Genomic DNA, 12,614 nt, shown 5'->3' on the forward strand with positions numbered 1-12,614 from the left:
GCCTACGTGGCGGCTTTTATCTTTATAAGGGTAACTTTAGCTAGTTCATTTTCCTTAAGATACAAAAAAGCATGATTCATTTTCCAGTTAGTTAGATTTTTTAGGCACGATATTAGAACAATAGCTCAATGGAAGTGGATAATCAATAAGTTTAAAAAGCATACGGCCAAGTGGCTAGCCGAGGATTAAGCAAATAGGTTTAACGAAAAAGAAAAATTTAAATTGACAGCATTTAATATATACAAGTAAAATACATGTATATTTAGCGATGGCCATATCAAGCTTGATCAAGACAGCATGAAGCCTGATCAACGAGACCGATCAATAAAGCGATGAACATGGTGAAGAATCAAGAGAGGGGCGTTATTGATTTGTACCGGGTAGAGATGATTAGAGTTCCGCTCCTCGAGACCGGCGAGACCCATACGCTGGCGTTCAGGTTCATCGATCCTTCCGGCAGCGTCATGCAAGGCTGCACCCCGGCGGGCATCGTTACCTGTGAGCCGTCACAGGTGCTTCAGGCGGACGGGTTGACGCTGAGCGCGATGGAGCCAGGCGATGCAGAGGTTAAGGTGGACTTTGGTGATAAACGATTCCCTGCCGTCTGCTGGCGTGTTACGGTTATACCGCCTTCCGAGCCCATACATAGAATAACAATCCGGAGCCCGCGAATTTTATTCCTTCGGGAAGAGGCTGAAGCATTCCGTCGGCAGATTAGAGGTAAGGAGGAAACAGCAGGGGATGGTGCTAAGCCCGATTCGGCGTCAGCCATCCAATACCCGAAGCTGTGGCACAGCTACTTAGAGCGGGCAGCCGATTATTTGAACGAGACGGGTTTTACGGTCCATTATCCTTCGATCTCCCAAGAGTGGCATGTATCGCTGCCGCTGGAGGAACCGGAGCCGACAGCAGATCCGGAGGGCTACACCGACTTTCCTTACTGGACGATGTACGCTCGGGCAATCGAGGAACGGCTTGTCGTGTTATCAACCGTTTATATCATCACGGGCATGACCGAATATGCCGAGAAGGCAAGACGTTATTTGCTCGCATTGGCTTCTTACGGAAAATGGTATGAGTTCGATCATCGGGGCGCCGAGGGCAATCTCAGCAATGCTCACTTTCTGATCGGCGTATCCGCTGCTTATGACGCCATCCGCGGCATGCTTACGGAAGAGGAAAGGCTCCATATAAGGGGATCCATCCTAAGTAAAGGATTGCAGCCGTTAGCCATGGATATCGGAAACCGGGATCGGCATAACATCGTGGCCGCCAAGCATGTTGCCATGATGTTCGGAGCGGCAGCGATCGCGGATGAAGTTCCGTATGCAGCCAAATATTTGCAGGCTTCACTTGATTATTTGACGGGTTACTTGGATTTCAAGCTGAATTCGGGGGAAACGGAAGGCTTTTTATATGATCAAGTAGCTGCAAGGCACGTATGGATGGCGGCTGATCTGTACCGAAGAATGACGGGAAATGCCGATCTGGTCAATCATCCTTATTTGGCGGAAGAGCTGCCGGAGCGTTTGCTGCATTTTTTATCCCCGGTTGTGAATACGTTTCCAAACTTCTCGGATTCGTTCTACAAGCTGGATATCGCATATGTCATGGCTATGACGGCCTCGCATCATGCCCATCCTGCAGCGGGCTGGTATATGCGAAGGTATGAGGCGGAGCATCCGGCTGCACTTTTATATCTTAAAGAGGAAACGCTTTCAATCAATCCGGAAGCTTATTACCAAGGAGCCGTCTCCGCCGTGTTCCAGCCGGTCGGCTGGGCTGCGCTGCGATCGGGTTGGGGGAGAGGCGATCACCTCTTATGCTTTACCTCAAGCCCGTCGGCCAAGGATCACAATCATAGGGATCAGAACCAGATCATGCTGAATGTCGGCGGCGAATGGCTTCTGACGGGCCCGGGCTATCAGGACTATGTGCCGGGCCCGAGAGCGGATTATACAACAGGCACGATCGGGCATAATTCGCTGCTTGTCAATGGACAGGGGCAGCAATCGCTCGGCGGCGGGTACATTTGCGACAGTTCGCTGTTCCCTTGCTTCGAAGTCGTAAGCGGGGACGCTTCGGCAAGTTATGGGGAAAGCCTAAGATCGTATCGCCGGACGCTGTATCATATCGACGCGTCTTATTATGTCATCGTCGACGATGCTGAGCTGAACCGGGAAGGGGATGAGGCGGAGCTGTTATTCCACACAACTTCATCCATTTACGGGCCTGATCATTCCCTGATCAGTCCGGGAGAATCAGTAGAGAAGTCCAGCCTGATGATTCGTGGGGATGAAGCTTCGGTTCGGCTGCTGTTTCTGGCTCCGGATCATCATCAGGTTTCCGTCCGGGACTATCCGGGGGCGGAAAGCTACGGACCTTTTATCAGCGTTAAAGCATCATCAGGGAGCAGCATTCGTTTCGTTACGTTGCTGATCCCGCAGTCCGGCGATGCAAGGAACATCACCGTAGACCATGTGACAACAAGCGGTATTAGCGGAATCGGCTTTACCGTACTAGAAGAAGGGGAGCGAAGGGATTACATGATGTTTTGCGATACAACAGAAACGATGGATTACGAAGGCTATTCATTCAGTGGTTCTGCCGTACGATTGAATTCAAGCATGATGGGGCAGGATCCTCTAGATTCCGGCAATTCCGGCAGACTTGATCTGTCCTGTGCGACACGCTTTGCAGGCCCGGGAATCCGCTACCGTTCCGAAGAACCTTTAAGCCTATATTTGGATACCGGAAGTTTGAGAGGGGCTGTTTATAACGGGAATTCGCGAGATGCGTCCTGCGAATTGTGCCTGGATTGGTCCGGTATTCGGCTAAACCTGATCGTTCCTCCCGGTAAGCATGATCTGGATTTGAAACAGGGATGGATCATTCCAGCCGAGGAAAGGGGTGAAACCAATGGAAACGCTCGTACAGGGCACGGAACCAGGAAAAAAACCGACCGCGACTAAGGCAAGCCGAGGCAAGCGGATTCGTGCGCGAATGTGGAAGGACCGCTATCTCTACCTGCTTCTGCTCCCGGGATTGTTGTATTTTATCGTCTATCGGTATGTTCCGATGCTGGGCATCACCATTGCATTTAAAGATTACAGCCCCTTCATGGGCATCGTCGACAGTCCTTGGACCGGCCTCGATAACTTCCGCCGCATATTCGAAAGCTCGGAAGTCGTTCAGGTGATCTGGAATACGCTGATCATTTCATTTCTGCAAATTATATTCGCTTTCCCTGCGCCGATCATCCTGGCAATCATGCTGAACGAGGTGGCGAACCCGCTGTTGAAACGGGTGATGCAGTCGGTGGTATACATGCCTCATTTCCTCTCGTGGGTCGTTGTGGTTGGGATCGTGACGATCTTTTTCCGAAATGAGGGCCTGGTTAACGACCTGCTGCGGGAAGCATTCGGCTCCCAGCAGACGATCGGCTTTCTGACCGAGCCGCAGTATTTCCGTCCGTTTCTGATTTTAGAGGTGATCTGGAAGGAAGCGGGATGGGGAACGATCATCTTCCTTGCCGCACTAAGCGGCGTAAATCCGGCGTTGTATGAAGCTGCCGTAATGGACGGCGCAAGCCGGTTCCGCCAAATCTGGCATATTACGCTGCCGGCGATCCGAAGCACGATCATCATCATGCTGATTATCCGGCTCGGGGACGTCCTAGAAGTAGGGTTCGAGCAGGTCTTCCTCCAGCTGAACGCATTCAATATGCATATCGGAAATACGCTGGATACCTATGTGTACTTTAAGGGAATTCAACAATCCGATTACAGCTTCTCAACCGCCGTCGGCGTGTTTAAAGGGCTGGTCGGGCTGATCCTGGTCATGGGCGCGAACAAATTATCCAAGCGCTTTGGCGAGCAGGGCGTCTATTGATCCGTTGTGAAGCCCACAGAAAGGAGAAACACCCTTGAATCAAAAATCCATCGCCGAACGCTTGTTCAACTCGGTGAATATCGGTTTGCTGCTGCTGATTTCAGCGCTGATGCTGTTTCCGTTTTTATATTTATTCTCGGTTTCCTTCTCGTCCTATGAGGATTTCCTAGGAAGCCGGCTGCTGTTATGGCCGTCGAACTGGACGACCGATGCGTATGAGTACATCTGGAGCTCCCGCACGTTTCGTCAGGCGCTATGGACCACCTCGCTTGTAACCGTGCTTGGCACGCTGGTCAATTTGTTCTTTACCAGCACGATGGCCTACGCCTTGTCAAGACCGATCATCGGCCAGCGGAGCGTCATGTTTATGGTGGTGTTCTCGCTCTTGTTCTCGGCGGGGATGATCCCTACTTATTTGGTTGTGCAGGCAACGGGACTGCTGGATTCGATCTGGTCCTTAATTCTGCCTGTCGCGATCGCTCCGTTCAATCTGATCGTCATCCGGCAATTTTTCCTTAACATACCGGGCGAAATGATTGAGGCCGGGATTGTAGACGGTGCCAATGATCTGCAGATTTTCTATAAAATCATCCTTCCGCTGTCCAAGCCGGCGCTGGCCGCCTTCAGCTTGTTCTACGCGGTGACCCATTGGAACAACTACTTTGCTCCGATTCTGTACATCAATGATTCCTCGAAGTGGACCATCCAGGTCGTGCTTCGGCAGATCGTGGTGGTGGGAGAGACAACCGGCACGCTTGGAGGAGATAACATGTTTGCCGCCCAGCCTCCGCCTCCGGAGACGATCCAGATGGCGGCGATTCTAATGGCTACGCTGCCTATTCTCATCGTGTATCCATTCTTGCAGAAGCATTTTGCCAAGGGTGTCATGCTTGGTGCTGTTAAAGGGTGAGAACTCAGGGCTGCTGCAAGAAGCTGGGCTGTCGCTGAGATCATCATAACTGGGGCGCAAGCTCCAAAATCATAACCAAAATGGGGGAACGTAAATGTCGAAAAAGCGCATGATTACCATGATGATGGCTGCACTTCTCTCGGTCAGCCTGGCCGCCTGCGGTCAGAGCAGTCCGGGCCCGAAGAGTGCAGAACAGCCGCAGGAAGGAGGAAAGGCACCAACCGAGGGCGAAGCGAAACAGATCTATACCGTTACGGCAATCGATTACCGCTATGGGGATCCGCCGCCGTCATCCAGCCCGGGGCTGACGATGATCAACGAAAGATTCAATGTCAAGTATGAGCCGACGTTTGTGCCGAATACCGCGTTTGACGAGAAGATCAACGCCACCTTCGCCTCAGGCAAAATACCGGATATGATCGGATTGATGACGGCGGATGTGAAGAACCGCTACAACAAATTTGCCAAGCAGGGCGCATTTCTTGACATCGAACCGTATATCCAGGAATATCCGACGCTGAAGCTGGTTCCGGATTTTATATGGGATGCGGTGAGGGTCGACGGGAAAATCTACGCGATCCCGCAATATGCCCCGAAATACCAGGTCGTTACGGTCATCCGCAAGGATTGGCTCGATAAGCTGGGCCTTGAGGTTCCAACCAACTACGAGCAATTGAAGGAGGTCGCGATCGCATTCACGAATAACGATCCGGACGGCAACGGCAAGAAGGATACGTACGGTTTGGCCATCGGTCAGGATATTAACCCGAACTTCAACCAAGGACCGTATTGGGACCCGGACGCCTGGTATCATCAGGATGAAGCGGGCAATTATATTCCGGGAATGATCGGCAACGGCCGGAAGGAATTTATCACGATGCTGTCCGAGCTGTATAAAGCGGGTGCGATGACCAAAGATTACGCCATTCTGAACTGGGCAGATACGAATAAAGAGTTCTATTCCGGCAAGGCGGGCATCTTCATCGGAACGCCGCGCGGCATGTCCCAGGAGTATATGGACGGACTGCTGGCCATCCATCCGGACGCACAGTTTGTAAGCCTTGGACCGTTCAAAGATGCATACGGTAATCAAGGACTTACCTCGGGTGCAGGATTTAACGGCATTACTCTGCTAAGCGCCAAGCTGGCGTCCGAGCCGGAGAAGCTGAAGCGGATTCTTACGATGATTGATTTCGGCCGCACCTTCTACCCAGAGGACAGCCGGAACGAGAGCAATGCAGACTTCGACTGGTGGTCCGGAAAAATCGGCGTCGGCTACGAGATGAAAGACGGCGTGCCGGTAAACAAGGAAAACTTCGCATCCGACGGACTCGCGCCATCCACTTATTTTGTGGACAATACGGCATGGGCGCCCCAGGATTTCGACAACGACTACTCGATCACCTATCAGACGAAGCAATTGTCCGATCTGGTTGAGTCCATCGAAGCGATGTATAAGGAAATCAAGCTGTATGCGAACCCGATCACCGGCCTGGAATCCGCTACGGACAATGCCAAAGGCGCGGAGCTTAAAAAATACGTCATGGATGAGCAGGTGAAGATGATTGCGGGCACGCGTCCGGTATCCGAATGGGATCAGCTTGTTCAGGAATATTTGAGCAAAGGCGGAGCCGATATCATCGCCGAGTATAATGCAGGCATTACGGAGAAAGACCCGAAGGCGCTTTTTAAATAAAGCCCAGGAGAAACGTTAAGAGTTTGTCCCTGCAGAATACGTCTGTCCTCACGCGAAGAAGGCTGGCGAGAGCAGACGTATTCAATCGCCAGGGCGGCTGAGAAGGGAGTAGGCAGCATTGAGCATGCAGGCAGTAAAAATCGGGTTGTGGTGTAATCGTAATGCAGCAGAATATCATTGGAAGCATGGTCAAAATATATTTCAGCTCTATATCGAAGAAATTCTGTCACATGCCGGCATACCGTATCGGTTATTCGATCAAGCGGAGCAATTGAGCGCATACCGCCCTGATATTATCGTGAACGTGCTTGCTGGCGAGCAAGAAGAGGATTTGGACCGTCTGCTGAAGTGGGCGGAAGAGGGAGCCGTCGTGATCGCCTACGGGGGCTTGAACCGTTTGGCTTCGAGGATGGGGTGCGTCGAAGTCGGCTGCCGCGAAGCGGTGTATGCGGAGGTCGAAGGGATGGAAGCGGTCCTTCAAGGAAAGCTCCTGCGGGCACTATGCAGCCAGCCTTGGAAGCCGTTAGCCGGGCATGGGCAGGCTGCATCGCCTCTTGCAGAAGCTCAAGGAAAACTCCGCTTGGGGAAAGCCGGGAGCGAGCTGGGTGCAGCCTGTTTGGCCTTTCGGGTCGGTACCGGCAAGCTCATTCGCTGGAATGTGGATATCCCGAGCACGATCGTTTATCTTCAACAAGGAAGAGGGCCTGTGTATCAAGACGGCATTCCTGCCGAGGATGGAACCGGGGGCATAGACGAGGGAATCTTGAAGGCGGATGACGGCATGGAAGTCGACTGGAAGGAGGATCGGGTCAAGACCGATTCGAATATTCCTTACTTTCCGATTCCTTATGGAGACCTATGGCGCGAGGTGATCGTTCACGAGCTGATGAGGGAAGCAGCGGGTCTCGGGCTCACCCTGCCGTTTCTAGATTATTGGCCGCGCGGGATCGAGCAGGTTGCGATGATCTCCCATGACAGCGACTTCAATTCCGAAGAGGCTGCAAGAACGACGCTAGAGCTTTTGAGGGAATGCGGCGTCCGTTCCACTTGGTGCATGATCGAACCCGGATATTCCAGGGAAATGTACGACATGATTGCCGTTGCTGGGCATGAGCTGGCATTTCACTTCAATGCCCTTGAAGCGGAGGGCGGCATATGGTCCCAGGAGGAATTCTCCCGTCAGCTTCAGCATTTGCGACAGGCAAGCGGAGCGGATATCGTATCGAATAAGAACCATTACACCCGCTTTGAGGGCTGGGGGGAATTGTTCCGTTGGTGCCAGGCCGAGGGGATTCAGGCCGATCAAACCCGGGGTCCTAGCAAAAAAGGAAATGTCGGCTTTCCGTTCGGCACGGCGCAGCCGTACTATCCGATCGCATGGGCGGATGAACGCAACCGGCTGTATGATGTGCTGCAAATCGGATTTTTGACGCAGGACCTGGAGCATCCAATGCTTCCGGACATGTCGGTTATTGAGCCGTTCCTTCAAGCTGTCAAGGGCGTGCGCGGCGTTGCGCACTTTCTGTTTCACCAGCAGCATATTCATCGCATCGAGGGTGTGCGGGAAGCCTTTCGGGCTGTTGTCGGTCAAGCGAAGAACCTGGGATACACGTTCTGGACCTGTGCCGAAATAACAAGCTGGGAGCAAGCCAGACGGAACGCGAGATTTTCCGTGGATGCAAGCGGAGCCTTGGAGGCCGGCAATCTGCCGGAAGGAGCGGTCATCCGATATTACCGACATTCATATTCGGATGTAGAAGAAGATTCGAAGCGCGATCGCTATGGGCTCCCTTGCCCGGAATGGAGCGGAATGATCAAGGGCGCTGCCAAGCGGACGCGGTAAAAGGAGGGATGGACAGCATGGAACCACTGGCGCTGGACGGGGGGCCGAAAACCAAATCCACGCCGTTTGCCTCGGGCAAGCGGTTCGGTGCGGAGGAAGCAGAGCAGCTGCTTGAGGCTCTTGAGCAAAATACGTTATTTTATCATTTCGGCCAAAAGGTCAAACAGTTTCTGGCGGATTTCAATCAATTGTATGGAGTCAAGTACAGCGTTGCGACTTCATCCGGAACGGCGGCACTGCATGTTGCGCTTGGAGCGGCCGGCATCTCGGTAGGCGATGAAGTGATCACAAGCCCGATCACGGATCAAGGCAGCTTGATCGGCATCCTGTATCAGAACGCGATCCCGGTGTTTGCCGATTTGGAGCCGCACACCTACAATCTGGATCCGAAATCTGTGGAGTCGCGGATCACGCCGAGGACGAAGGCGATCCTTGTCGTTCATCTAGCGGGCAATCCGTGCGATATGGACCCGATCATGGAGATTGCCGAGCGATACGGTCTGAAGGTGATTGAAGACTGCGCCCAAGCCTATTTGACAAAATATAAAGGACGGCTAACGGGAACCATCGGCGATTACGGCTGTTTCAGCACCAATGACTTCAAGCATATTTCAACCGGCGATGGAGGCATTGTGGTTGTAAATTCAGGGAATGAAGCGGATTATGAGACCACGCATGCCTTTGCGGACAAGAACTATCGCCGACTCGGCACTCAGCTTGACCGGGGAACGAAGTACATTGCACCGAATTACCGGATGACCGAGCTTCAAGGGGCTGTCGGGATCGCCCAAGTCCGCAAGCTTCCGTGGATTTGCGAAAGGCGGAAGGTGATTGGAGACCGCTTGAATCAAATGCTGGCCACCGCGCCGGGAATACGTATTCCCGAGGTTCGGCCGGATGACGAATGCACGTATTGGTTTTATATGTTTCGACTGGAGCTGAACGAGCTGTCTTGCACGAGAGAGCAATTTTGCATGGCGCTGGAAGCGGAAGGCATTCCGAACCGGGCAGGCTATATTCCGCAGGTGTGCTATATGCAGCCGCTCTTTCAGAATCGGCAAGCTTATCTGGGGAGCAGCTTCCCGTTTGATCTAACGGAAACTTCCTATGAACAGGGCCTGTGCCCCGTTGCGGAGAGCATTCTGGAGACGGCGGTGCAAATTCCGATCAGCGAGTTTTATTCGGATGAGGATATCCGCGACATCGGGATGGCCGTCTTAAAGGTCGCGAGCGCATACAGCACGCAGAGTAAGGGGCGGGTCAGCCATGTTGAAGAGTAGTGAGCATTCGGATACGAAGCCCTTTGAGTCCCTCGGCTATCCGGTCCGTGCCGACGAGACACGGTCGGCGGCGGTATGCCGAAACGAAAACGGGGAAGAGCGCGTCGTCATTGCCGCAAGAGGTTATTTGCTCATCGTGGATCCGGATAACGGCAGCTGCCGCCAGCTGCCGTTTCCGGATTTGTGCAGGGAGTATCCTTTTGCGGCAATGAGCACGAGGAGCGGCTTGTTTTGTACGGGAGCCGGAATGTGCTTGTTTGTGCTTGACCCCTTCAAATCTGAATACATAGCCAGGTTTGAAGCGCCGTCAGGTGAGGAACACGCGGGTTTTGCATTCGCGGAAGATGAGCGCGGGACGGTCTACGCCACGACGTATCCGGGCAGCTATTTGCTGGGCATGGATGCTGCAATGCAAGAATGCCGGGTCATTGCCCGGCTTGATTCCGACCGGACATATGCGATGACGCTGGCTGCCGGAAGCGATGGATGGATCTATGCGGGACTGGGCACATCCTCTCCAGCGGTTGCCGCCGTTCATGCGGACAGCGGCGAAGTGAAGACGATTACGGTGAACGGGAACGCGGCCCCGGGCAGTGCACAGGTACACCGGGGGCAAGACGGAAGGGTGTATGCCCGGATTCCGAATTCTTCACATCCGTCGGCTGCCGCCGCAGAGAATTGGTACATCATCGAGGACGGCCAAGAACGTCCAATTCCTGAAGCTTCGGTATCTCCTTCGCTGTATCGCGGGGAAGGTTACCGAAAGGTTCATCAGGACCTGGGCAATGGCCGGAGCCTGCTGTCCTGGGAGCTGGCCGAGATGCGAATCTCCATTCAGCATGCGGACGGCACGCGGTCGGAGATCCCGCTGCAGCATGAAGGCAATGCTGCTGAGCTGTCGCCGATCTTCGCCGGGCCGGATGGTAATCTGTACGGCACCTCCAATCACCCGCTGCATTTCTATCGATATGAACCGGACCGCCGCCAAATCATGAACTATGGCCCGGACATGATTCAGAAGGGGGGCGGGGGCAATATTGCCGCTTATGCTTCCCAAGGCTCCAAAATTATCGGTGCTGCTTATGCCGGCGGGCTGATCCATGTAATGGATACCTCCCGTGATTGGGAGGGAGTAGCCCCGCCAGCTTCACTGGAGCCCGATTTGGTTAAGCCAAGCTTGAGAAATCCCAGGCTGATCTATGCCGACAACCGAGTTCATCGTCCGCGCTGCGCGGTACCCTTGAACGATGGCATTCACGTCTTGTACGGCGGGTTTCCTGGTTATGGAGCGGTCGGCGGGGGTCTGGGCATCGTGAACGTGGAGGAAGAAAGCGTCACGATGCTGGGGCATGAGCAGGTGATCCCCGAACAGAGCACGGTGTCGTTAACCGTTCTCTCAGAAGGCAGTGTCATCGGGGGGACCAGCATCGAGACACCAGGCGGGGGGCAGACCTCGGCCAAGGAAGCGGTCCTGTATGCCTGGGACTGGGCGTCCCGCTCCGTTACTGGAACCTGGGTGCCGATTGCAGGCGCCCGAGAAATTTCGGGATTGTGCTTCGTTCAGGGAGGAGATGTGTACGGGATCACCTCGGACAGTATCTTGTTCCGTTTCGATGATAAGCAGGGTAAGGTTGTAAGCCTATATGATCTATCCTCGTGGGGGTCCGTCGTCCGAAACGGAATGATGGCGTCTTCCCGCAATGGCATGCCGATTGTTATAGGGCTGCTTAGCCGCACCCTATTCATGATTACGGCCGGATCCGACGAGCCTGTTCGGATTGCGGCTTTGCCCGAGCCGGCAACCTGTGGGCTTGCCCATATCAGAAACGATATTTATTACGGCGCAGGAGCCGAGCTGTGGCGATTCCATTGGAAGGAGGAGGTGTAAGCCCCCATGAATGAGATACAGCGATTATCGAATAAAGGGCTTCATGAGGTAAGCCAGGTCGCTCCACTGCTGGACGGCGCAGCGACGAGATCGGATTGGGAGGTTAAGCGGAAGCAAATTCAGTCCGTCTGGATGCGCACACTCGGCGATGCGCCGCTTGAGAATATGTATGATAGCGAAGTATTAGGTGAGGGCGCATATACGGTACTAAGCGAGAAGGAAGAAGAGGATCATTATTGTCAGTATATCCGGTATGAAACCAAGGACCGGGATCTGGTGCATGCGTACCTTCTGCTACCCCGCAGCGTGACCGCTTCCGCCCCGCGGCCGGCTGTGCTGGCGCTGCATCCGACGACCGAAGTCGGGAAGTCGGATGTTGCCCTTGCGTCGGGAAGGGACAATCGCAGGTACGGATTGGAGCTTGCGTCTCGAGGCTATATCGTGCTAGCTCCCGATTCCATAACATTCGGCGAGAGAATCTACGAGGGCGAAGGACCTTTTCAAACGGCTCCGTTCTATAAACGGTTTCCATCGTGGTCGGTTGTCGGCAAAATGCTGGCCGATCATATCCGGGGCGTGGATGTGCTCGCATCCATGAAGCTTGTTCGTCCCGACCGGATCGGTGTTATTGGCCATTCCCTCGGCGGATATAACGGCTGGTTTCTGGCAGGCATGGATTCGCGGATCCGGGCGGTTGCCTCCAGCTGCGGCTTCTCCATGTTTCAAGGAGATCCGGAACCGAACCGATGGGGGCAGCGGGATTGGTTCTCGCATTTTGCCGGCCTCACCGAGGTGATGAAGCAAGGGGACCCGCCGTTTGAATGGCATGAGATCGCAGCACTGGCTGCTCCTGTGCCGATGTTTATGTGGTGCGGCATGAGAGATGCCATTTTCCCGCATTGGCTGGACAACACGCTCGGGCTTGCCGAGCTCATGAAGCTATACCGCGGTTTGGGCCGCGAGGCTGATTTCGAATGCTGGCTGGGGACGGAAGGACATGATTTCCCGCCGGATCTACGTGAAAGAGCATACCGTTTTCTTGACGCTCATTTGCTGATTTAAGGAGCTGCAAGTCGGAAATGACAATGATTGGAATCCTTATGTCA

General features: G+C 53.8%; 8 protein-coding genes. All 8 read left to right on the plus strand.

What is annotated here, in order from left to right:
* Positions 1-338: 338 nt before the first annotated feature.
* The 8 genes from NSQ46_RS13005 (at position 339) to NSQ46_RS13040 (ending at position 12,570) form a co-directional block, all read left to right on the plus strand.
* Positions 339-2,972, plus strand: coding sequence for a heparinase II/III family protein (locus tag NSQ46_RS13005; RefSeq protein WP_340900326.1), 2,634 nt, complete (start codon positions 339-341; stop codon positions 2,970-2,972).
* A 31-nt stretch (positions 2,973-3,003) separates the two neighbouring features.
* On the plus strand, positions 3,004-3,891 hold the full coding sequence (locus tag NSQ46_RS13010; protein ID WP_342576989.1) for an ABC transporter permease subunit: 888 nt from the start codon (positions 3,004-3,006) through the stop codon (positions 3,889-3,891).
* 34 nt (positions 3,892-3,925) lie between these two features.
* On the plus strand, positions 3,926-4,801 hold the full coding sequence (locus tag NSQ46_RS13015; RefSeq protein WP_007128386.1) for a carbohydrate ABC transporter permease: 876 nt from the start codon (positions 3,926-3,928) through the stop codon (positions 4,799-4,801).
* 94 nt (positions 4,802-4,895) lie between these two features.
* Positions 4,896-6,497, plus strand: coding sequence for an extracellular solute-binding protein (locus NSQ46_RS13020; protein WP_144879063.1), 1,602 nt, complete (start codon positions 4,896-4,898; stop codon positions 6,495-6,497).
* Between the two features lie 124 nt (positions 6,498-6,621).
* Complete coding sequence (locus tag NSQ46_RS13025; RefSeq protein WP_342576990.1) at positions 6,622-8,340, plus strand: hypothetical protein; 1,719 nt, start codon at positions 6,622-6,624, stop codon at positions 8,338-8,340.
* A gap of 17 nt (positions 8,341-8,357) precedes the next feature.
* Complete coding sequence (locus NSQ46_RS13030) at positions 8,358-9,620, plus strand: DegT/DnrJ/EryC1/StrS family aminotransferase (protein ID WP_342576837.1); 1,263 nt, start codon at positions 8,358-8,360, stop codon at positions 9,618-9,620.
* Positions 9,607-11,508, plus strand: a complete 1,902-nt coding sequence (locus NSQ46_RS13035) for a hypothetical protein (protein ID WP_342576838.1) — start codon at positions 9,607-9,609, stop codon at positions 11,506-11,508. The genes NSQ46_RS13030 and NSQ46_RS13035 overlap by 14 nt, the downstream gene beginning before the upstream one ends.
* Before the next feature lie 6 nt (positions 11,509-11,514).
* Positions 11,515-12,570, plus strand: coding sequence for a prolyl oligopeptidase family serine peptidase (locus tag NSQ46_RS13040; RefSeq protein WP_341342045.1), 1,056 nt, complete (start codon positions 11,515-11,517; stop codon positions 12,568-12,570).
* Positions 12,571-12,614: the final 44 nt, after the last annotated feature.

This window comes from Paenibacillus sp. FSL M8-0142 (assembly GCF_038597315.1).
Classification (GTDB): Bacteria; Bacillota; Bacilli; order Paenibacillales; family Paenibacillaceae; genus Paenibacillus_AQ; species Paenibacillus_AQ lactis.

Bases quoted from the DNA above. Each gene is read 5' to 3' on its own strand.
- NSQ46_RS13005 (WP_340900326.1), top strand. From the start codon at position 339: ATGGTGAAGAATCAAGAGAGGGGCGTTATTGATTTGTACCGGGTAGAG.
- NSQ46_RS13010 (WP_342576989.1), top strand. From the start codon at position 3,004: ATGTGGAAGGACCGCTATCTCTACCTGCTTCTGCTCCCGGGATTGTTG.
- NSQ46_RS13020 (WP_144879063.1), top strand. From the start codon at position 4,896: ATGTCGAAAAAGCGCATGATTACCATGATGATGGCTGCACTTCTCTCG.
- NSQ46_RS13025 (WP_342576990.1), top strand. From the start codon at position 6,622: ATGCAGGCAGTAAAAATCGGGTTGTGGTGTAATCGTAATGCAGCAGAA.
- NSQ46_RS13030 (WP_342576837.1), top strand. From the start codon at position 8,358: ATGGAACCACTGGCGCTGGACGGGGGGCCGAAAACCAAATCCACGCCG.
- NSQ46_RS13035 (WP_342576838.1), top strand. From the start codon at position 9,607: ATGTTGAAGAGTAGTGAGCATTCGGATACGAAGCCCTTTGAGTCCCTC.
- NSQ46_RS13040 (WP_341342045.1), top strand. From the start codon at position 11,515: ATGAATGAGATACAGCGATTATCGAATAAAGGGCTTCATGAGGTAAGC.